Source organism: Parvimonas micra (genome assembly GCF_021300775.1).
GTDB lineage: Bacteria > Bacillota > Clostridia > Tissierellales > Peptoniphilaceae > Parvimonas.
In genome coordinates this window covers 125,756-148,000 of record NZ_JAJTJP010000001.1, presented here as the reverse complement: position 1 = coordinate 148,000, position 22,245 = coordinate 125,756, and the positions used below count along the sequence as shown (strand labels likewise).

Here is a 22,245-nt window from a genome sequence, read left to right as displayed (position 1 = left end):
GTAGCTCATAATTATTTTTTGTAATTATTAAAAATATCATTATAAGCCTTAATTCTATTTTCTTTATCCGCAAAAACATCTGAACCTGAAACTATCAAATCCGCTCCAGCTTCTACAACATCTTTAACATTAGTAGTTTTAACACCGCCATCAACTTCTACTATAACATTTAAATTTCTTTCTTTTATCTTTTCTTTTAAGTTTTTAATTTTATCTAAAGCTGAAGGTATAAAGCTTTGACCACCAAAACCTGGATTTACACTCATGACTAAAACTAAATCTAAATCCTCTAATACATAATCTAAAACATCAATATTAGTTGCGGGGTTTAAAGAAACTCCAGCCTTCATACCTAAAGATTTTATATAAGAAATAGTTCTATGAAGATGTTTACATGCTTCATAATGAACAGTTAAAATATCAGCTCCAGCATCTTTAAAACTTTGAACATATCTATCAGGATCTTCTATCATTAAATGCACATCAAAAACCATATTTGTTAAAGGTCTCAATTGTTTAATTATCATTGGACCAAATGAAATATTTGGAACAAACATCCCATCCATTACGTCTAAATGTAAATACTTAACTCCGCTTTTATCCAAAATTTCAATATCTGATTTCAAATTTGTAAAATCAGCTGATAACAATGATGGTGATAATTCTAACATTTAATACCTCCTATTTTTTAGATACTCATTTAAGTAAAATATATAACTATCGTATCTACTCTTACTAATGTCTCCACTTTCTAATTTATCCTTTACATAACAATCAGGTTCATTAATATGTTTACAATCTGAAAATTTACATTTTGTCCCAAATTCAAATTCAACAAAAGCATCTCTAATTTGAGTTTCATTGTCTATAAATTTTGTAAGATCTAGCGAAGTAAATCCAGCAGTATCAATAATAAATGAATTATCAAAAAATTCATATAAAGTTGCCGCTCTAGTAGTATGTCTACCTCTTTTTGTCTTGTTGCTTATTTCTCCAACCCAAATATTATATTCTGGATTAAGAAAATTTAAAATTGTACTTTTCCCAACACCTGAAGGTCCTGTAATTACAGAAATTTTATCTCTACAAATTTCTTCAAACAAATTTCTATTATCCAAACTAATACTATTAAAAATTACTTTATATCCTAATCTTTCATAAGTATTTTTAAAATCTTCTTCTATTTCTTTATCAATCAAATCACATTTATTCAAACATAAAACTACTGGAACTTTCATTATTTCATAATACATTATATATCTGTCAATAATTTTATATGAAATTTCCGGTTCTTTTAAAGAAAAAACTATTATAGCCTGATCAACATTTACAACCGGTGGTCTTAAAATTTCATTTTTTCTTTCAAAAACTTCTACTATATATGCAGTAGAATCTTCAAAAATTTCAATTTTTACATTATCACCAACCATTGGAGAAAATTTATGTTTTCTAAAAACTCCCCTAGCCTTTGACATATATCTTCCAGTTTCAGTTTTTACATAATATAAATCCTTTGAAATATCATAAATAACGCCTATTTCAAACATATTAATTCTCACCTGATAAAATTAGTTCTCCATTTATATAAATATTGAATCTATCAGAAGACTTAGCTTTTATATTAATTGTTAATTTTCCTCCGCCAGTTACTATTGTTTTTTCATAAATCTTTGTTTCACCTGCGTCAGAATTCTTAGTAATTACTAATTGGTAATTTTTATCTGGTTCATTTACAGTATATTTCTTAGTAACAGCACCAGCTTCAGTATAATAATTTAAGTTTAGAACACTATCTGAATTAGACTTACCAGAACTAATAACAATATCTATCTTAGTTTCAGCGTCAACTTTTACTCCCTTACCATAAGATTGCCAAATAACCGTTCCAGCCTTTTGGTTGTCCGCTTTCTTTTCAGTTTTACCAACAGCAAGTCCACTATCATAAAGAATCTTAATAGCTTCAGCTTCTGTCTTACCCATCAAATCAGGAACTTCAACTTTTTTATCTTCTTTTCCTCTGCTGACAACAATATCAATCTTAGTTCCCTTTTCAACTTCTTCCCCAAAATTTACACTTTGACTGATTATTTTGTTTTCATCAACTTTATCATCATATTTTCTTTCGACTTTTCCAAGAGATAAATTACTCTTTGATAAAATATCTTCTACTTTATCTAAATCAATATTTGATAAATTAGGAACTATAGTTTTATTCTTACCAACACTAACAGTCAACTCAACATTTGTTCCTTCTTTTACTTCGGAATTTGCAGCTGGTGATTGTTCAACAATTTTTCCAGCTTCAACAGAATCATCATTAACCGTCTTCACTATAAGACCATTTAATTTCTTTTCTTTTAGTAATTTTATTGCTTCATCTTTATCTAACCCAGTAACCGCAGGTACTTTAACATTGTCTGTAGCCTTATTTGAAACAGCTAATCTATAAATGAAAAATACAGAAGCAATAATTAGTAATGCTAGAATTACATAAGTTATACTATAATCAAAAATACCTTTTTTCTTATTTAATTGTTCTCTATTTTTATTACTATTTCTAATAATTGGCTTATTAGAATCTTTTGCTTTACTTGTCTTATAAACTGATTCTCTATAAATAGCTCTATCAGAATTATCATTAAAAGTAACTTTTTGATTATTATCAATATGTTTATCATCTAATGCTTTAATCAAACTACTAGCACTATCAAATCTATTTTCTGGTGTTTTTTCCATACATTTAACAATAATAGAATTTAACCATGGTTCTAAATTTGGTACAAGCTTTATCGGTTCAACTAAAGGTTCATTAATATGTTGCATAGCTATTCCAACTGCATTATCCGTATCAAAAGGTACCCTACCAGTTACCATTTCATACATTACAACACCTAAAGAGTAAATATCTGATTTTTCATCAATAAATTTTCCCTTTGCTTGTTCTGGAGAAATATAATGCACAGTTCCAAGAACTGATGAAGTATAAGTTATAGTTGAACTAGTAGCAATTCTAGCTATACCAAAATCCGTAACCTTAACATTCAAATTTTCATCAATAATAATATTATGAGGTTTTATATCCCTATGTATTATATGATGTTTATGTGCACAATCCAACGCATTAGCTATTTGTTTTGAAATAGAAACTACTGCAGTTGAATTTAATCTTCCCTTATCTTTAATTAATTCATTTAAAGTCTTACCATTAATATATTCCATAACAATATAGTTAAAGATTTTTCCATCTTCTATATGTTGACCAACATCATAGATTTTAACTATATTTTGATTATTTAAATTAGCAACAGATTGAGCTTCAATAACAAATTTTTTAATGAATTCTTTATCATCAAGATATTGTTCTTTCAAAACTTTTACAGCAACTATTCTCTTTAAATAGATATCTTTAGCTTTATATACTATGGCCATTCCGCCAATTCCAACTTTTTCAATTATCTCATATCTGCCATTTAAAATTGATCCTAACATAAAGTCTCCTCATCATTCTTAAAAATTCCAACAGTAACATTATCCTTAGCTTCACCATTTGTAACAGTAGATATAATATTATCAACCATTTCTTTGGCACTATACTTAAAGTCTAACATTTCTGAAATTTCTTCATCGCTTAATTCATTTGTAAGTCCATCAGAACATACAAGCAAAATATCTTTAGGTTTAATTCTAATAGAATCGACATCAACTTCTACATATTTTTCAATCCCTATAGCTCTTAAGATTGAATTTTTATCGCCATAATTTTTAACTTCTTCTTCTGTTAATGCTCCGCTTGAATATAAATATTGAACTAAAGAATGATCTTTAGTTAACATTTTAAAATCATCATTTTTTATATATATTCTACTATCCCCTACATGTCCGAAATATAAAATATCTCCATCAATTAATAGTACTTCTAAAGTAGTTCCCATTAATCTCTTGGAAACTCCTTCATCCCCTGAATTTTTTTCTAAATTAATTTCATATATAATTTTATTAGCTTCACAAAAAGCATCAACTAACAAGTGAGAATAATCCGAATACAGCTTATAATTATCCTTAATATACTTCATAACTATATTTACTGCATAATCAGATGCAATCTCCCCACTATCATGTCCTCCTATACCGTCAGCTAAAATTAATATATTTAATTTTTCAAATCTTTCATAAAGAAAATTGTCCTCGTTATTCTTCCTAACATTTCCTTTATCTGAATTCATATAAAAAGACATACTACACCCCTTTAAAAAGCTTTACGAAAACCTATGTTTTCTTAAAATATTATATTCTAAATACTTCAATAAGTCAAGTTTTGTTTTGAAAACATCGGTATTTTACACGTTCTTGACACTAAAAATAAAAATTTTTTTATTATTATATCAAATATTCCTTAAAATTAATTTAAAAAATATAACTAAAAAAGCAACTATTTAAACTAGTTGCTTTTTTTAATCCAAAATATTACTTCAACAATTCTATAGCCTTTTGTAATTGTGGATCGATATCTAAATGTTCGATACCAATCTTTGAATAATTTTTTTGCTCAACTTTGTGATCAGGTTCTAACCCAACTTTATTTATTTTAGTTCCATTCGGTCCAAAATATTCTGCAATAGTAATCTTAATTCCTTCAGCTTTACCTTCATTATTAATTGGGAAAATTGATTGGATAATACCTTTACCAAAAGATTTTTCTCCTAGCAATTGAGCTTTTTTATTATCATGAAGTGCAACACTTAGGACTTCAGATGCAGAAGCTGAACCTTTATTTATTAATACTATTATTGGCATATCAAGACCACTTCCGCTTGCTTTTTCAATCGTTTCATGACCTTTACTATCCACAACCTTCATTATAGTAGCATCTGGTAAAATCTTATCTGCAACTTGCTTAACAGCCGTTACAAGGCCACCTGGATTATTTCTAAGGTCAATAATTAGAGATTTTGCACCTTTCTTTAGCCCTTCATCAACAGCTTTTTCGAAATCTTCTCCAGTTTTTTCTGCGAAGTTTGTAATTTGAATATATAATATTCCATTATCTAAAAGCTTAGAAGAAACTGATTCAGTAGTAATTTCTTCTCTTTTTAGTGTAAAATCTAGAATCTTTTCTTCAGAATCTACAACTCTCTTAATAGTTACCTTAACTTCAGTACCTGCTTTTTCTTCTCCCCTCATAAGTTTTACAGCAGATTCTAAATCATTTTTTGCAAGTTCTTGATCATCAACTTTAATAATGATATCTTCTGCTTGTATTCCAGCCTTTTGGCTTGGACCCCCTTTGATTGGAGCAACAACTACTATTTCTCCTTTATCATTAACACTTACTTGAACACCAATCCCAACAAACTTTCCTGTACTTGTCTTTTGAAGTTCTTTCATATCTTTTTCAGTCATATATTGAGTGTAAGGATCTCCTAATGAAGAAAATATTGCCTTCTTAATTTCAGTATTCATTTTATCATAATCTATATCGAAATAGTATTTATCTTTTATCGCATCTACAAATGGTTTAAAACTACCATAATCTGTAGAATTTTCATCTTTTTTTCCTGAACTATTACTTTGCGGAACTATTCCCGCAGAATTTTTTCCAGCCTTATATGATACAAATGAGCACAAGAATATCATTAAGACTAGAAAAGCAGTTATTTTTTTGTTTTTTATCATATATTATTACTCCTAGTGATTCAAATATTTTAGAGGATCTACTGGTGAGCCATTATATCTAACTTCAAAATGTAAATGTGGTCCTGTTGAATTTCCTGTAGAACCAACTAAAGAGATAACTTGTCCCTTACTTACTTTTTGCCCAGCTCTAACAACTAAGCTAGAATTATGACCATATACAATTACTATATTATTTGTATATTTAATCATAACAGCATTCCCATAACTTCCATTCCAACCTGAAGATATTACTTCTCCGTCTGTAGCTGAATAAACAGGTGTTCCTGGTGGTGCTGGAATATCAATTCCTCTATGTCTTTCTCCACCGCTTCCTATCGGTGCATTTCTCCATCCAAATGGACTTGAAATTCTATAGTATCCACTTAATGGCCAAGCCATTTCTCCGTTTGAAGGACGAGAAGTTATCTTACCTTCGTCTATTTCTTTTTGGATTTTCTTTTCATTCATACTTCTTAAAATATCAGCTTTAACTTTTTCTTCAAAACTAATATTCGCGTCTAAGCTCTTAACTTTACTTTGTAATTGGTCAATTTCAGATTTAGTATATTCAATACTTTCTTCCAATTTTGCAATACGTTGTTTATTCTTTTCAACTTCTTCAGAATAAGCTTGGTACTTAACTTCCATTTCTTTTTTCTTAGCTACTTTTTCTTCTTTTCTAGCTTCAAGTTGTGCTTTTTCTTTTTCTAAAGCAATTTTATCATTTTTTAAACTAGTAATTAGTTTTTTATCATAATCAGCAATTGATTGCATCATAAAATATCTTGAAATGAAATCTCTAATATTTGATGAAGAAAATAATACTTCAATTGAATTTAAATCTTTATTTCCATACATAACACGAACTCTTTTCTTAAAAAGTTCTTGTTTTTCTTTAATTCTTTCTTCTAAAATTGTAATTTTTTCTTTAGAAGCTTGAATTTCTTCAGATAGTTTATTAATTGCGTCCTCTAATACTGTAAGATCTTTATCTAATTGATCAATAATTTTTTGTTTTTCAACAATCTCCTTAAATGCAGCATCTTTTTGAGTTGTCATATCATTGATTGATTTCTTTTTGTTTTCTAGATTTTGTTCTTGATTTTGTTTTTCTTTCTTTAGATCATCAACTTTATCGGCATAAGAAATTACACCTGAACCAAACATAGAAAATAGCAATACAAATGCTAAAAATCTTCTTTTTTTCATAAACAACCACCTAAACCTTCATATACTTTCTACTTGAGAATATTGATGCTAAAACTCCAATTCCTATACCTATTCCAAAATATGCAATTGCTACATATGTGCCAAAAACATTAACTGGTAATAAATAATTAGAAACTAAATTATTTACTCCCCAAGCAAAACTATCATAAACATAACTATATGCAAAGAATATCATTGTAAAAGATATTCCAGCACCTATTATCCCAAGCAACATACCTTCTACAATAAACGGACCCGTTATACTCATATTCGTTGCTCCAATATACTTCTTTATACTTATTTCTTTTCTTCTGGCAATAACTGTAAGTTTTATTGTTATTGACATTATAAAGAAACTTACTAGCAACAATACGCCTACCAATGAAATACCTACATATTTAACAATTTGAGACATTTTTGTTATCTTATCAACTATATCTTTATAGTATACAACTTTTTCAACATCTTTAATATTATTAATATTTGATGCTACAGTATTTGAATTTTCAATATTTTCAACTTTTAATTCAAAACTTTCTGGAAGAGCTGATTCCATTCCATCTAATAAGAATGAATTTTCTTTCCATTGTTCTTTCATCTTTGAAAGAGCTTGTTCTTTTGAAACGTAATGTACTTCTTTTACATTTTCTATTTTTAATAATTCTTCTTTAATCTTTGCAACTCTATCTGTACTTACTTCAGGCTCTAAAATAACATCTATTTGGTCAACTTTTGTTTTCATGTCTTCTACAATATTATTAGCAACAAAAACACCAAAAGTAATTCCACCTAGAATTAAAAGCATTGAGCAAATAGATACTATTGATGCAATACCCATGGATATATTTCTCCATAGACCAACTAAGCCTTCTCCTATTGCAGAAAAAAATCTTCTAATTGAACTCATCGAAATAACCTCCACGTTCTTCATCATTAATCATTTCCCCATGATCCATACAAATTACTCTCTTTTTAAGTTTATTAACTATATCCTTATCATGAGTTGAAACAATAACTGTAGTACCTTTAGCATTAACATCCAATAGTAGCTTCATAATATCTTCTGAAGTATTCGGATCTAAGTTACCTGTAGGTTCATCAGCTATTAAATATTTTGGTCTATTTACTAAAGCTCTTGCAATACAAATCCTTTGTTGTTCTCCACCTGACAATTGATTTGGAAAAGAACTTGCTCTATCTGACAAGCCAACCAATTCTAAAATCTCATTAACTCTTCTAGTTATTTCTTTTTTTGAAACTCCTAAAATTTGAAGTGGATATTTTATATTATCAAAAACAGTCTTTCCTTCTAATAACCTAAAATCTTGAAAAACAACTCCCATTGTCTTTCTTAACTCAGGTATTTTTCTATTTCTTAACTTAACTATATTAACATTATCAACTATTATTTCCCCTGATGATGGTTTAATTTCTCTTAAGAGCATCTTTATAATACTTGTCTTCCCAGCACCACTAGCTCCTATTAAAAAAATAAACTCTCCGTCTTCAACTCTGAAGCTAAGATCCTTCAAAGCGCAAACGTCATTATTATATATTTTATTTACTTCTATAAATTCTAACAAAATATCACCTCATTTAATTTTTTAATAATGATCAGTAATATTATAACACAAAATTTATAAAATGTAGTTAAAAAAGCAAAAAAAGTTACAAAATAATTACAATAATATTACAAAAAGTTAACATTTGGTGATTTTTTTATTTATTATCAAAATAATTAATCACTGAACGACCCGTTTTAAACTTATTTATATTATCAAAAAAGTCTAGATAATTATTTTGATCAAATAATTTTATCCTTTTCTTTATCTTTTGTAAAACATCATTTGTAACACTAAATTCATCAATTCCTAATAATATTAAAAGCTCAACGGCGTCTAACTCACTGGCAAAATTACCACACATTGATACGATTTTTCCATTTCTATGAGCAATATCAACAACACGATGAATTGAACGAATAACAGCTGGATTATAACAATCGTAAAGAAGTTGCATCTTCGAATTTTCTCTATCACAAGCAAGTGTATATTGCACTAAGTCATTAGTTCCAATACTTACAAAATCAACCTCTTTAACTAAAATGTCAAAAAGAAGAACTGATGCTGGTGTTTCAATCATAATTCCAAATTCAATATTTTCATCAAAATCTATTCTATCTTCTCTTAATTCGTCTTTTATCTTAGATATCTCATTTTTAATCCATAAAAGCTCTTCTAATGTAGTAATCATTGGGATCATAATTTTTATATTACCAAATGCTGACGCTCTAAGAATTGCCCTTAGATGTTTTCTAAGTTCCTTATGAAATTCTTTATAAATTCTAAATCCTCGAAGTCCTAAAAACGGATTCTTTTCTTCATCAAGCTTAAAGAACATTGATTTTTTATCCGCACCAATATCAAAAGTTCTTACTATTATAGGCTTATCAGATACTTCTGCTATTTTTTTAAATGAATTAAACTGATATTCTTCAGTTGGTGCTTCAGATGACATATACAAAAATTCAGTCCTAAATAAGCCACATCCATCAGTTCCATTACTAAGAGAAATTTCATACTCTTCAACACTTGAAATATTACTACAAACTCTTATAAATCTATTATTTTTTGTCCTTACTATATTCTCATCTAAAAATTCTTTTTGAGAAGATTTTAATATTTTCTTATAAGATTCAATTATTTCCTTATTAGGACTTAAATATAATTTTTCTTGATTACAATCTAAAATACAGTCAAATTTTTTATCCTTTAATTCTTGAAAATCTAAAGTATCACAAATAATATATGGAATTTGTAAATTTTTTGCATACAAAGATGCATGTGATGTTTTTCCACCATTTTTTGAAACTATTCCAATAAGTTGTTCCTTATATTTATCAATTATCTTAGGAGATAGATTTTCTGTAAATAATACAAATTTATTTTCATATATTTTAACCTCCTCTACAGAAGTTAAAGTTCTAATAAATTCTTCTTGAATTGAAATATAATCATAAATCCTATCTCTCATATAATCAGAATCTAGATTATTTAACTCATAACAAATATGAGAAAAAGTTTCTTCTATAGCTTTTTCCAATGATTTATTTTCATTTAATATTTTATTTTTAATACTTTCCTTTAAAAACGGGTCATCAATTAACTCAACATGTACATTTAATAAATTTTCTAATTTTTTGTCATTGGACTTTATTCTATCTTGTTCTAAGTAACTAGAAAATAAATCTTCAAATCTAATTATTTCTTTTTCTTTTTCACTGTCAGAAATTTTTTCTCTAATGATATTTTTATCATAAAATATCGTGACAGCATTACCATATGCAACTCCGTTGGAAACGGAAAAACCATTATAAATTTTCATAATACTCCACCAAAAAAGCTTCTCTTACGAGAAGCTATATTTATTATTAATCAGCTAAATTTTCTATGAAGTTAACAACTTCCCCTAAAGTCTTTTCTTCATTTTCTCCATCTACTCTTAATGTTATTTCTGTTCCTTTAGAAATACCTAAACTCATAACATTAAAAATACTCTTTGCATCTGCCACTTTGTTATCTAAAATAATTTCAATACTTTCATCATATTTTTTTACAAATTGAACCAAAGATGCAGCAGGTCTTGCATGTAACCCTGTCTCGTTCTTTATTATAACGTTTTTTTCTAACATAATTAGCCTCCTAAGTTTTTTATATTTGAATACACATATATTTTACCACTATTGTTTAAACAATTCAATACTTTTAACGAAATTTTTTAAAAACGTTTTTCATAAATATTAAATTAATTTGATATATGCTTTTTTGTGTAAAATATAATAAAAAAACTCATAAAAAATCTATATTACTAAGTTTATATTTAATACATTTTTTTTTATAATTTTTTGACTATATAATAGTGTTATAAACATTTATAAACGTAAAAAAGACTTCAAATTATTAATTTATTCATTAATAATTTGAAGTCTAATAATACTTTATAAAATTGGAATAAACTTTATATTTATATCCATTACATCTTTGAGTGTATTATAAATAAAACAACTATTCAAAGATTTCTTACAAAAATCCACTAATTCATCATCTTCAAGATCTGAAAATAAATATATAGTTATTTCACAACTATCAATTTTAGCTTCTTCAGTATATCCATTAACGGCTAAAACTGTAAGGGGATTTTTTAATTTAATTTTAATCTTCCCTTCAATATCCTCTAATTTTATATTAGATTTTTTTGAAACAAATATTAGATTATGAATTATTCCCGAAATAATAGAACTTGTAAAATAATTAAAAGATGTATTACTACTATCCTCTATATCAAAACTTATCTGAGAATTTACTTCAATATAATCCCTTTCTGTAAAAACTTTTACAACATTATTTGAATTTACAATAGCTCTATAAGAAACATCATAATTATATGATTCATATAAACTACTCATATTTTTCCCTTAAAGCATTCTTAGCTATTTGTAATTGTTCTAATTTCTTTTCGATTATTTCAAATGTACTTACTGGTCTATTTGAAAAAGTTGCAAAACCACAATCAGGATTTAACCAAATTTTTTCTTTCGGTATAAATTTTAAAGCTTCTTCTGTTTTTTCTATTATTGACTGAGAAGACTCAATAATATCAGTTCTTGGATTTATAACTCCAAGAGCAAGAATCGAATTTTCTTTTATTTTTTCACTAGACAACAAAGAATCTAGTTCTCCAGCACGAGGAGTTGAAAATTCTAATGCTAAAATATCTGGTGAAGTTTCTTCAAAAAGTGGAACAAGTGGTGTATATGGGCCACTAAGAAGAATACTTTCATCTTTACTCCAATTTCCTCTACAAACATGAAGTGAACTTAATACATCCTTTTCTTTAATGTAATCCATAACACTTTTTATCAAATTAGTAGCAAATTTTAATTCTTCAGTTGGGTCCTTTCTTTCGGAAAGAGCAGCACACATAAAGGATCTTGTTTTTCCCTCTGAAAAAACAACTTCTGTTAATACAGGTTCATCAAATTGAATTACATCAACACCTGCTTGTACTAAATTATCTATTTCTTGTTTTAAAATTTTAATTACATCTTCACCTAATTCTTCCTTGCTATTATAGAATTTCTTACTAAGGGCAGGAAGCCACATAGATCTAGTCATTAAATAAGGCCCTGGAAGTGTTGCTTTTACTGGTGAGTTTGTAATTTTCTTTAAAAATTTAATTTCGTCAGAAACTAAACTCTTATTATATTTTAAAACACCATTACAAATTGCATTTTTTATACTAACAGATGGAACATCTAATGTTTCTAGAATTTGTTCAAATGCTTGTTTATCTTCTATATACTCAAGCATATCTCCCATATTCATCATTACAACACCATCAATTCTATCTGCAACGAAAGAAACATAATTATCTCTTGCCAATTCACCATTAGTTATTAAATCTATAGAATACTTTTCTTGAAGCTTAACTAAGTTTTCAGTTTCAGTCTTAATTAAATCTTCATATTCTTTTTCATAATCCAAATCCATTTTTAATCTTCTATTCAAAGCCATTATTTTTTTACTTCTAGGCATACTTCCAATTAGAGAAGTTGAAAATGGTTTAAAAATTTTTTTCATTACGTACCTACTTATAAAAAGTTTCTAAAAAATTTATATACTCATTGGCATTTTTTATTTGTTCAAATCCTGATGTTCTACCAACAACCCATTTTTTTAGACCTTCCATATCCATCATTTCTTTGTGGTCAGGATTATTATAATCCATTTTGTGTAATATTTTACCAAATAATTCAAATCTTTCAACTTCAAGATCTGGTCTTCCTGAAAATATACAATGATCAAAATTTGGAGTTTTATAAACAATCTCAACTTGATTTTCATCAAGAGTTCCATCAAGTATCCATGCTTCATAATTTAAATCTAACATCCAAGTTGCGTCAACTTCGCCATTAATCATTGCTTTTGCAGAATCCAATTCTCCACCAACATGATCTCCGTGTAGACCAATACCTATATCAAATCTTTTTTCAACATAGTCTTTTCCAAATTCAAGTCCATGTTGATGTAAATTATATATTGGGATAAGTCTAGCTTGAGGAGAATCTATAGCTCCAAAACCAATTGTTTTTCCTTTTAAATCTTCAATTGATTTTATATTTGAAGATTTTTTTACAACCAAATAAGTTGAACGGTCATTATCAGTATCTCTCATAGATCCATTTAAAGATTTTCCATTTGTTCTTAAATAAGCATCTAACCAAGCAAGTGGTGAATTCCAAGCTACATCAATTTCACCTTTCATAAGACCATCTACTTGAGATCTATAGTCTTTATAATAAACTGGTTCGATTTCAAAACCTTCTTCTTTAAAGAAATCAGCTATTATTCCCCAGATTACAGTAACTCTAGGCGCATATACTACTGCACCAACTTTTAATTTATCCATATAGTAATCTCCTATTTCTAAATTTACTAATTATTATCAATACATAAGATAGAATTTAGATTAATGGTAATCCCATAAGAGCTCTTCCTAACCATAGAATTAGAACATCAACTCCTGGAGCCATTATTTGTCCAGCATAAGAATCTCTTAATAATCTTTCCATTATTCCCATCTTATTATAAGCTTTTCCTCCGCCTACTCTCATACCTAATCTTGCAACTTCTATTGCAGCTTCAGATGCGAAAATTCTAGCTGATATAATTTTTAAAACAGCATCACTTTCACCAGCATCAGCAGCTCTAGCAGCTTCTTTTGTTCCTAATATTGCAGCATTTGTTTGAGAATAAATTCTTGAAATATGTGTTTGTATAGTTTCATATTCTGCAAGTTTTGGTCCAAAAGTATGTTGTCTGTTTGTAGCATGATTTAAAGCTTCTTGAAGAACAGCTTCACATACACCAGTATAAACTGAAGCTAAACCAGTAATGAAGAATGGTGCAACAACTTCAAAAATATGAGTCATAGCATCTCCGATTTCTCCAATTCTATATGATTTTGGTAAATGAACATCTTTAAATTCCATAGGACATGAAACATTTCCTCTCATACCTAAACCATTCCATTCACTTTGTTTAAATTCAACACCAGCAGTTTCAATAGGAACTATCCAGTTATCAATTCCTTCTCCAGATTCTGAAGAAGATAGTAATAAATAATATGATGCTTGTCCAGCAGAAGTAACCATACTCTTTGAACCATTTAATATTACTTCTTTATCTGTAAATTCTGCTTTAATATCTGGAAGATAGAAGTTTGTTCCTGATCCAAATTCTGAATAAGCAAATCCTAAAAATTTATTATTTTCTACTACATCTTTAACTATTTTATTTTTTAATTCTTCGCTAGCATATTTTAAAACAATGCTTAAACAAACATTATGCATCATATAGCAAAGTCCTGCTGTTGCACTACTTTTTGCAAAAGCTCTACAAGCTTCAGAATGTTCTGTCATTCCTTTTCCTAATCCGCCTAGTTCTGTTGGAACCATTAATTTAAAATATCCAGCTTTTCCCATTTCCTTAAAAGATTCAACAGGAAACTCCATCTTCTCATCAATTTCTTTTGCATAAGGCAAAATATGTTCATTAGCAAATTTTAATGCTTCTTCGTAAAAATTACTCATGTTAACCTCCAATTTTTGAAATATAAATAATCGTCATAATCTATGAAGATTACTTATTGTTTGCCCATTATAACATATTAATAATCATTTTTAAAAATTCAGTTTGATAGTATAAATAATTTTTTGGTTATTTTTAGAGTTTAGTGATTTTTCAATATTTATAAGCATTTTTCCATAAATATTTTTTATGGAAAAATGTATTATTATAAGTTTTATTAATTATTAATTTTATAAATGTTGAAATTTACAATTATAAAAATTTAAAATCATAAAAAATTTTAATAAAAAATATAAATCTTTATATTACGGTTTAGTCATACTTTGATATTATAATAATAAATGTATTTATTTTAGACATTAAAAAACTGACTTTTTAGTCAGTTAATTTTCTTCCTGTAATACGCCCTGTCTAAGCTGTCCACAAGCTCCATTTATATCGTCACCTTGTTTCTTTCTTATTGTTGCATTTATTCCATAATTTTCAAGCATGGACTTAAATGCATAAATATATTTTGTACTCGGTGCTACTCCGTCAAACTCTTTAATTGAATTTAAAGGAATAATATTTATATGGCAGTTTAAGCCTTTTAGAATATTTTTCAATTCTAATGCATGTTCTCTTGAATCATTTTGTCCTTTTATTATAGTATATTCAAAACTAACTCTTCTTGATGTCTTATCAAAGTAATATTTACATGCTTTTAATATTTCATCAATTGAAAAACTATCTGAAATAGGCATAATCTCTCTTCTTTCTTTTTGGAATGGATTGTGAAGAGAAATTGTAAGTGTTACTGGTAATTTTTCATCAGCTAATTTATATATATTATGGACAATTCCACAAGTTGAAATAGTAATATTTCTAAGACTTAAATTTTTACCTTTTTCAGAATTTATAAGTTTTAAAAATCCTATAATATTTTTGTAATTGTCTAGTGGCTCGCCTATTCCCATAATAACTATATTATTTATAGTTAAATTCAAATCATTTTCTATCAAATAAATTTGATTTAGCATTTCAGCAGAAGTTAAATTTCTTTTAAAATTTTCCTTTGTAGAAGCACAAAAAGTACAACCCATTCTACATCCTACTTGGCTTGAAATACAAACTGTACAATAACTACCATAATCCATAAATACAGTTTCAATTATTCTATTGTCGTATAATTTTATTAAATATTTTTTCGTATTATCTATCTTTGATTCGTACTTTGTATAAATTGTTGAAGCATTTATAAAGCCAATATCTTTAAGCTTTTCAATTAAAACCTTAGGTAATTGTTTACAATTTTCTATATCATAGTTTTTCTTTTGATGCATAAATCTAAAAAATTGTTCAGCCCTAAACTTTTTCTCTCCCAAACTTAAAAATAAGTCTTCTAATTCCTCAAGTTTCAAAGAATTGAATTCTATTTTTTTATTTTCCATTATTTTCTTCCTTTAGAATAAAATCTCTTAATAAATTATCTACAGACATAAAACGAACTTGTTTTTCTTGTACTTTGCCTTTAATTGTACGAATAAGTGTATAAGCAAGCTCACCTGCAAGCCCTGCCCCCCTAGCTGTAATTATATTATTATCAATGCAAATTGCATCTTCTTTTATATTTGCATCTAATAATTCTTCTTCCATTCCTGGATAAATTACTGCATTTCTTCCAGATAAAACCCCTGCCTTTGCAAGCACAGAAGGTCCTGCACAAATCGCAGAAATTAATTTATGGTCTTCATCAAATTTCTTAATTATATCTAAAACTCTCTTATCATCTCTAATATCAAAAGCAGCAGGAAGTCCGCCAGGAATAATTATCCCAGCATACTCTTTTAGACTTATATTTTCTATCAAATCATCTGCTAGAACAGTTATTCCTCTATTACTTGTAACTTGAAGTTTTCCTGTAATTGAAATCATATCCACTTTAATATCAGCTCTTCTTAAATAGTCTACTTGAGTAAGTGCCTCAACTTCTTCAAAAGTATCTGTTAAAATTAAAATATATCTATCCATTTTATTCTCCTAATATTCTCTTTAAAAATTGTCCAGTATATGATTTTTCACACTTAGCGACTTCCTCTGGCGTTCCAGTAACGACAATAGTTCCACCGCCATCGCCACCTTCAACTCCTAAATCAATAATATGATCTGCAATTTTTATCATATCTAAATTGTGTTCAATAACAATAACAGTATTTCCCTGTTCAGCTAATGTATTTAAAACTTCAATTAATTTTTTAATATCATCAATGTGTAGTCCAGTTGTTGGTTCATCTAAAATATAAACAGTTTGACCAGTACCACGTTTTGCAAGTTCAGATGCAAGCTTAACTCTTTGAGCCTCTCCACCTGAAAGTTCCGTTGAACTTTGCCCAATCTTTATATAATCCAATCCTACATCATAAAGTGTTTGTAATTTTCTTTTTATTGAAGGATGGTTTTCAAAAAATTCAAGTCCGTCTTCAACTGTCATTTCCAACACTTCAGAGATATTTTTCCCATTGTATGTTACTTCTAAAGTTTCTCTATTATATCTTTTTCCACCACAAACTTCGCAAGGAACATATACATCAGGTAAAAAGTGCATTTCAACCTTAATAGTTCCATCACCTTTACAGGCTTCACAACGTCCACCATGAACATTAAAACTAAATCTACCTTTGCTATATCCTTTCATTTTTGCCTTTGTGGTCATTGCAAAAACATCTCTAATATTATCAAAAACTTTAGTATAAGTTGCAGGATTTGAGCGAGGAGTTCTTCCTATCGGGCTTTGGTCAATTTCAATAACTTTATCAAGTTTTTCATAACCCTCTATTCTATCAAACTTTCCTGTTTTTTGTTTACTTCTATTTAATTTATTTGATAATTCTTTGTTTAAAATAGAATTTACCAAGCTACTTTTACCACTTCCTGAAACACCTGTTACACAAGTAAATACACCTATAGGAAATTCAACGTCAATATTTTTAAGATTATTTTCCTTTGCTCCAAACACTTTAATTGTATCTGTGTATTTTCTTCTTTCTTTTGGAACTTCTATTTTACTTTTACCTGAAAGATAAGCTCCAGTTATGGACTTTTTACTCTTCATAATATCTTTAAGAGTTCCTTGAGCAACAACTTCACCACCATGAATACCTGCTCTTGGGCCAATATCTACAATATAATCTGCACAACGAATAGTATCTTCATCATGTTCAACTACAATTAAGGTATTTCCAAGATTTGTTAAATTTCTTAAAGCATTTAAAAGTTTTTCATTATCTCTTTGATGTAAACCAATACTTGGCTCATCTAATACATATACAACTCCCACTAAACCTGATCCTATTTGAGTAGCAAGTCTAATTCTTTGGCTTTCTCCACCAGAAAGAGTTCCAGCACTTCTTGCTAAGGTTAAATATTCAAGACCAACATCTTTTAAAAATTTAAGTCTTTCTCGAATTTCCTTTAAAATTCTTTCTCCAATTATACTTTCAGTTTCTGTTAATTCTAAATTATTAAACCATTCATTTAATTTTTGAACTGACATTGCAGTAACATCTGAAATATTCTTATCTCTTATAAATACAGAAAGAGCTTTTTCATTAAGTCTTTTTCCCTTACAAGTTTCACATTCCATTTCAGACATAACTGTTTCTATTTTTTCTCTCATAGAAGACATTGGAGAAGAAGCATATCTTCTTTCCAAATTCTTAATAATCCCTTCAAAAGGTTTATTAAAAGTTTTATTCTCATTTGTAAATTTACTCTCAAACTTGAACTTTACTTCTCTTGAGCCTGTTCCATAAAATAGTTCATCTATAGTTTCTTTACTCAAATCTTTAAAAGGAGTATTTTCATCAAAACCATTATACTTTATTATTTCGTTGAATATTTTATAATAGTATCCATCTTCTCCAGTAGTCATATTGTAACATTCAATAGCTCCTTCTAAAAGCGATTTAGTTCTATCAGGAATTACTAAATCAGGATCTATAATTTTATGACTTCCAAGTCCATTACAATCATGACACATACCAAAGGGACTGTTAAAAGAAAAAGTTCTAGGTTCTATTTCATCAAAAGAAATATGTCCATTTGGACAAGACATTTTTTCAGAGAACATAATTTCCTCTCCATCAACAACTTTAACTTTTACTACACTTTCACTAAATTTGAATGCTGTTTCTAAACTTTCAGTAAGTCTTGATTCAATTCCTTCCTTTACTACAAGTCTATCTACAACAATATCAATATTATGTTTTTTATTCTTATCAAGTTCAATTTCATCTGTAAGTTCATATTCCTTATCATCTATAATAGCACGAACAAAGCCTTGGATTTTTATGTTTTCTAAAAGTTTTTTATGTTCACCCTTTTTTCCACGAATTACAGGAGCTAACACGAAAATTTTACTTCGCTCTTCTAACTTCATAACTCTATCAACCATTTGGTCAATGCTTTGACTTTTTATTTCAGTTCCACATACTGGACACTTTGGAATTCCAATTTTTGCAAAAAGCAATCTCAAATAATCGTAAATTTCTGTAACAGTGCCCACTGTAGATCTTGGATTTCTATTTGTAGTTTTTTGATCAATAGAAATTGACGGACTAAGCCCGTCAATATATTCAACATCAGGTTTATCCATTTGACCTAAAAATTGTCTTGCATAACTAGATAAACTTTCAACATATCTTCTTTGCCCTTCAGCATAAATAGTATCAAAAGCTAAAGAAGATTTTCCACTTCCACTAAGTCCTGTAAAAACAACCATTTTATCTCTTGGAATTTCTAAATCTATATTCTTTAAATTATTTACTTTTGCCCCTTTAATTCTAATTGTATTTTTAGACATCTAATCCCCACATTTCCTTTAATCTCTTAATTTCATCTCTAATTGATGCTGCTCTTTCGAAGTCTAAAGAGTCAGCTGCAGATAACATTTCATTTTTCAAATCTTCAATGAAACTTTCATAATCTTTAATTTCAACATCTTCATTCTTATAATCAACAGCATCCTCTGCAACTTTAGTCGCTTGAATAATCTCTCTAATATCTTTCTTAACACTCTTAGGTGTAATATTGTGTTCAATATTATATTTATCTTGAATTTCACGTCTTCTATTTGTTTCTTTAATCGCAACATCCATTGACTTCGTAATTCTATCTGCATACATAATAACTCTTCCGTTTGCATTTCTCGCAGCACGTCCAATAGTTTGAATCATAGATGTTTCAGAACGCAAAAATCCTTCCTTATCTGCATCCATAATAATAACCATGCTTACCTCTGGCAAGTCAAGTCCTTCTCTAAGAAGATTTATTCCTACAAGTACATCATATTTACCAATACGCAAATCTCTAATTATTTCCATACGTTCAATAGTATCAATATCACTATGCAAATAAGTAGTTTTAATTCCAACATTTTTTAAATAATCCGTTAAGTTTTCAGCCATTTTTTTAGTCAAAGTTGTAATTAAAACACGTTCTCCTTTTTTAATAACTGAATTTACTTCTCCAATTATATCATCAATTTGACCTTCAGTTTTTCTAACTTCAATTAATGGATCTAAAAGACCCGTAGGTCTTATTATTTGTTCAACTTCTTCTAAATTATGGCCCTTTTCGTACTTACCTGGAGTAGCAGAAACATATAAAATTTGATTAACCATATTTTCAAATTCTGTGAACTTTAAAGGTCTGTTATCTAAAGCAGATGGTAATCTAAAACCGTAATCTACAAGATTTTGTTTTCTACTTCTATCCCCTTCATACATTGCACCTATTTGAGGAATAGTAACATGACTTTCATCTACAATAATTAAAAAATCATCTGGAAAATAATCAATCAAAGTATAAGGTCTAGAGCCTCTTTCTCTACCACTTAAATGAGCAGAGTAGTTTTCTATACCACTACAAAAACCAATTTCTTGCAACATTTCCAAATCATATTTTGTTCTTTGTTCAAGTCTTTGTGCCTCAACTAATTTATTTTCTTTATTTAAAACTTCAAGTCTTTCTTCTAATTCTTGTGAAATTGTTCCTATAGCTCTTTCAATTTTTTCAGAACTTGTAGCAAAGTGAGATGCCGGATAAATAGCAACATGCTCACGAGTTCCTATGACATTACCTGTTAAAGCATCAATTTCTGAAATTTTGTCTATTTCATCTCCAAAAAACTCTACTCTAATACTATTTTCGGAAGAAGAAACTGGAAATATCTCTAAACTATCTCCTCTTACACGAAAAGTACCACGAATAAAGTTAATATCATTTCTCACATATTGTATATCAACAAGTTTTCTTATTACTTCATCTCTATCCTTAATCATTCCAGGTCTTAGCGAAACAACTAGTTCTTCATAGTCAATTGGATCACCTAAACCATAAATACAAGAAACAGATGCCACAATAATTACATCTCTTCTTTCAAATAATGACATTGTAGCGGAGTGTCTAAGTTTATCTATCTCATCATTGATAGAGCTATCTTTTTCAATATATGTATCAGATTGTGGAACATATGCTTCTGGTTGATAGTAATCATAATAGGACACAAAAAACTCAACAGCATTGTTTGGAAAAAACTCTTTAAATTCACTCGCAAGCTGATAAGCCAAAGTTTTATTATGTGCAATTACAAGTGTTGGTTTTTGTACTTTTTCAATTATATTTGCCATTGTAAAAGTTTTTCCGCTTCCTGTAACTCCTTTTAAAATTATCTCTTTATTTCCTTTTTTAATTGAATCCGCAATTTTTTCAATAGCCTCTGGTTGATCTCCAGTAGGCTTAAATTTAGAATTTAAAACAAACTCCATAATCCACTCCTAAATATCAAAATATAACATATTAAATCTTATCTTTATATTATACTATAAAATAGTCAATAACAAAAATAATATACCGCAAAAATTAATTTTATAATCAAATTAAAAAGTACTATCTATTATAAAATTTTATTGTTGATAATAAATATCAAAAGTGCTATAATTGGTTTATAGTTAAATAATTTTTATGGAGGTATTTATGTTTTTAGTTGTAAAAAATTTAAACAAATCTTATGGAACAAATGAAAATAAAATTTCCGTTTTAAAAGATATAAATTTTTCTTTAGAAAAAGGTGTACTTTGTACTCTATTAGGACCATCTGGTTCAGGAAAATCAACATTACTTAATGCCATTGGCGGACTTGAAAAAATCGATAGTGGTTCTATAGTGATAAATGAATATGAAATTTTAAGTTTAAAACAAAATGCCCTTTCAAATTTTAGAAGAAAATATTTAGGCTTTATTTTTCAATTTTACAATTTAATTCCGGACTTAACCGTAACAGAAAATATTCAGGTTGGTTCTTTTATACATAATGATCCTTTAGATATTGAAAAATTGATAAAAGATTTAGGTTTATGGGAGCATAAAAATAAATATCCAAGACAATTATCAGGTGGACAACAACAAAGATGTGCAATAGGTCGTGCTTTAATAAAAAAACCTGAAATATTACTTTGTGATGAGCCTACGGGTGCTTTGGATTATAAAACTTCAAAAGATATTTTATCTCTTCTTCAAAGAATAAATAAAGAGTACGAAACTACAATTATTCTTGCAACTCATAATGAAGAAATAACTAAGATGTCTAATATTACAATAAGACTTAAAGATGGAGTTATATGTCAAGAAATTGAAAATTACAAAATAATGGATGCACAAGAATTGGAGTGGTAAC

Annotated in this window: 19 protein-coding genes; 1 reads left to right on the top strand and 18 read right to left on the bottom strand. The window is 28.1% G+C overall.

Going from position 1 to position 22,245, the window contains the following annotated elements; translation table 11 throughout:
• Positions 1–11 precede the first annotated feature (11 nt).
• The 18 genes from rpe to uvrB form a co-directional block, all read right to left on the bottom strand.
• The gene (gene rpe / locus LW893_RS00840) at positions 12–671 is read right to left on the bottom strand and encodes a ribulose-phosphate 3-epimerase (protein WP_233055346.1); all 660 of its coding nucleotides are present in this window, start codon (positions 669–671) and stop codon (positions 12–14) included.
• On the bottom strand, positions 672–1,547 hold the full coding sequence (gene rsgA / locus LW893_RS00835; protein WP_233055345.1) for a ribosome small subunit-dependent GTPase A: 876 nt from the start codon (positions 1,545–1,547) through the stop codon (positions 672–674).
• Between the two features lies 1 nt (position 1,548).
• Positions 1,549–3,489 (bottom strand): Stk1 family PASTA domain-containing Ser/Thr kinase, encoded by a 1,941-nt coding sequence (gene pknB, locus LW893_RS00830; RefSeq protein ID WP_233055344.1) that lies wholly within the window; start codon positions 3,487–3,489, stop codon positions 1,549–1,551.
• Positions 3,483–4,235, bottom strand: coding sequence for a PP2C family protein-serine/threonine phosphatase (locus tag LW893_RS00825; protein WP_233055343.1), 753 nt, complete (start codon positions 4,233–4,235; stop codon positions 3,483–3,485). The genes pknB and LW893_RS00825 overlap by 7 nt, the downstream gene beginning before the upstream one ends.
• Before the next feature lie 229 nt (positions 4,236–4,464).
• Positions 4,465–5,673 (bottom strand): S41 family peptidase, encoded by a 1,209-nt coding sequence (locus LW893_RS00820; protein WP_233055342.1) that lies wholly within the window; start codon positions 5,671–5,673, stop codon positions 4,465–4,467.
• Between the two features lie 12 nt (positions 5,674–5,685).
• Positions 5,686–6,882: a murein hydrolase activator EnvC family protein gene (locus LW893_RS00815; protein ID WP_233055341.1), complete on the bottom strand. Its 1,197-nt coding sequence runs from the start codon at positions 6,880–6,882 to the stop codon at positions 5,686–5,688.
• A 10-nt stretch (positions 6,883–6,892) separates the two neighbouring features.
• On the bottom strand, positions 6,893–7,789 hold the full coding sequence (ftsX, locus tag LW893_RS00810) for a permease-like cell division protein FtsX (protein ID WP_233055340.1): 897 nt from the start codon (positions 7,787–7,789) through the stop codon (positions 6,893–6,895).
• Positions 7,776–8,465, bottom strand: a complete 690-nt coding sequence (gene ftsE, locus LW893_RS00805) for a cell division ATP-binding protein FtsE (protein ID WP_233055339.1) — start codon at positions 8,463–8,465, stop codon at positions 7,776–7,778. The genes ftsX and ftsE overlap by 14 nt, the downstream gene beginning before the upstream one ends.
• A 136-nt stretch (positions 8,466–8,601) precedes the next feature.
• Complete coding sequence (ptsP, locus tag LW893_RS00800) at positions 8,602–10,266, bottom strand: phosphoenolpyruvate--protein phosphotransferase (RefSeq protein ID WP_233055338.1); 1,665 nt, start codon at positions 10,264–10,266, stop codon at positions 8,602–8,604.
• Positions 10,267–10,312: 46 nt separating this feature from the next.
• A complete protein-coding gene (locus LW893_RS00795) occupies positions 10,313–10,573 on the bottom strand; it encodes an HPr family phosphocarrier protein (protein WP_233055337.1) in 261 nt (86 codons plus the stop codon).
• Positions 10,574–10,879: 306 nt separating this feature from the next.
• On the bottom strand, positions 10,880–11,347 hold the full coding sequence (locus LW893_RS00790; RefSeq protein WP_233055336.1) for an OsmC family protein: 468 nt from the start codon (positions 11,345–11,347) through the stop codon (positions 10,880–10,882).
• Complete coding sequence (locus tag LW893_RS00785; RefSeq protein WP_233055335.1) at positions 11,340–12,521, bottom strand: cobalamin-independent methionine synthase II family protein; 1,182 nt, start codon at positions 12,519–12,521, stop codon at positions 11,340–11,342. Before LW893_RS00785 ends, LW893_RS00790 begins: the two co-directional genes overlap by 8 nt.
• A 7-nt stretch (positions 12,522–12,528) precedes the next feature.
• Entirely contained in the window at positions 12,529–13,350 is an 822-nt protein-coding gene (locus LW893_RS00780; protein ID WP_233055334.1) for a phosphate/phosphite/phosphonate ABC transporter substrate-binding protein, read from the bottom strand.
• Between the two features lie 55 nt (positions 13,351–13,405).
• Positions 13,406–14,533, bottom strand: coding sequence for an acyl-CoA dehydrogenase family protein (locus LW893_RS00775; protein WP_233055333.1), 1,128 nt, complete (start codon positions 14,531–14,533; stop codon positions 13,406–13,408).
• A 381-nt stretch (positions 14,534–14,914) separates the two neighbouring features.
• Positions 14,915–15,961, bottom strand: a complete 1,047-nt coding sequence (gene rlmN, locus LW893_RS00770; RefSeq protein WP_233055332.1) for a 23S rRNA (adenine(2503)-C(2))-methyltransferase RlmN — start codon at positions 15,959–15,961, stop codon at positions 14,915–14,917.
• Complete coding sequence (locus LW893_RS00765; protein ID WP_233055331.1) at positions 15,951–16,541, bottom strand: DJ-1 family glyoxalase III; 591 nt, start codon at positions 16,539–16,541, stop codon at positions 15,951–15,953. Before LW893_RS00765 ends, rlmN begins: the two co-directional genes overlap by 11 nt.
• Position 16,542: 1 nt before the next feature.
• Positions 16,543–19,371: an excinuclease ABC subunit UvrA gene (gene uvrA, locus LW893_RS00760; protein WP_233055330.1), complete on the bottom strand. Its 2,829-nt coding sequence runs from the start codon at positions 19,369–19,371 to the stop codon at positions 16,543–16,545.
• The gene (gene uvrB, locus LW893_RS00755; protein WP_233055329.1) at positions 19,364–21,337 is read right to left on the bottom strand and encodes an excinuclease ABC subunit UvrB; all 1,974 of its coding nucleotides are present in this window, start codon (positions 21,335–21,337) and stop codon (positions 19,364–19,366) included. Before uvrB ends, uvrA begins: the two co-directional genes overlap by 8 nt.
• Before the next feature lie 208 nt (positions 21,338–21,545).
• On the opposite strand from uvrB, the gene LW893_RS00750 reads away from it, so the two are divergent.
• Positions 21,546–22,244 (top strand): ABC transporter ATP-binding protein, encoded by a 699-nt coding sequence (locus LW893_RS00750; protein WP_233055328.1) that lies wholly within the window; start codon positions 21,546–21,548, stop codon positions 22,242–22,244.
• Position 22,245: the final 1 nt, after the last annotated feature.

What these genes read in the sequence shown, in the direction of transcription:
- LW893_RS00820 (WP_233055342.1), bottom strand. Translation starts at nt 5,673, where the DNA reads ATGATAAAAAACAAAAAAATAACTGCTTTTCTAGTCTTAATGATATTC.
- LW893_RS00795 (WP_233055337.1), bottom strand. Translation starts at nt 10,573, where the DNA reads ATGTTAGAAAAAAACGTTATAATAAAGAACGAGACAGGGTTACATGCA.
- uvrB (WP_233055329.1), bottom strand. Translation starts at nt 21,337, where the DNA reads ATGGAGTTTGTTTTAAATTCTAAATTTAAGCCTACTGGAGATCAACCA.
- LW893_RS00750 (WP_233055328.1), top strand. Translation starts at nt 21,546, where the DNA reads ATGTTTTTAGTTGTAAAAAATTTAAACAAATCTTATGGAACAAATGAA.
- rpe (WP_233055346.1), bottom strand. Translation starts at nt 671, where the DNA reads ATGTTAGAATTATCACCATCATTGTTATCAGCTGATTTTACAAATTTG.
- rsgA (WP_233055345.1), bottom strand. Translation starts at nt 1,547, where the DNA reads ATGTTTGAAATAGGCGTTATTTATGATATTTCAAAGGATTTATATTAT.
- ptsP (WP_233055338.1), bottom strand. Translation starts at nt 10,266, where the DNA reads ATGAAAATTTATAATGGTTTTTCCGTTTCCAACGGAGTTGCATATGGT.
- LW893_RS00765 (WP_233055331.1), bottom strand. Translation starts at nt 16,541, where the DNA reads ATGGATAGATATATTTTAATTTTAACAGATACTTTTGAAGAAGTTGAG.
- LW893_RS00780 (WP_233055334.1), bottom strand. Translation starts at nt 13,350, where the DNA reads ATGGATAAATTAAAAGTTGGTGCAGTAGTATATGCGCCTAGAGTTACT.
- LW893_RS00785 (WP_233055335.1), bottom strand. Translation starts at nt 12,521, where the DNA reads ATGAAAAAAATTTTTAAACCATTTTCAACTTCTCTAATTGGAAGTATG.
- LW893_RS00790 (WP_233055336.1), bottom strand. Translation starts at nt 11,347, where the DNA reads ATGAGTAGTTTATATGAATCATATAATTATGATGTTTCTTATAGAGCT.
- rlmN (WP_233055332.1), bottom strand. Translation starts at nt 15,961, where the DNA reads ATGGAAAATAAAAAAATAGAATTCAATTCTTTGAAACTTGAGGAATTA.
- LW893_RS00815 (WP_233055341.1), bottom strand. Translation starts at nt 6,882, where the DNA reads ATGAAAAAAAGAAGATTTTTAGCATTTGTATTGCTATTTTCTATGTTT.
- uvrA (WP_233055330.1), bottom strand. Translation starts at nt 19,371, where the DNA reads ATGTCTAAAAATACAATTAGAATTAAAGGGGCAAAAGTAAATAATTTA.
- ftsX (WP_233055340.1), bottom strand. Translation starts at nt 7,789, where the DNA reads ATGAGTTCAATTAGAAGATTTTTTTCTGCAATAGGAGAAGGCTTAGTT.
- LW893_RS00825 (WP_233055343.1), bottom strand. Translation starts at nt 4,235, where the DNA reads ATGTCTTTTTATATGAATTCAGATAAAGGAAATGTTAGGAAGAATAAC.
- LW893_RS00775 (WP_233055333.1), bottom strand. Translation starts at nt 14,533, where the DNA reads ATGAGTAATTTTTACGAAGAAGCATTAAAATTTGCTAATGAACATATT.
- pknB (WP_233055344.1), bottom strand. Translation starts at nt 3,489, where the DNA reads ATGTTAGGATCAATTTTAAATGGCAGATATGAGATAATTGAAAAAGTT.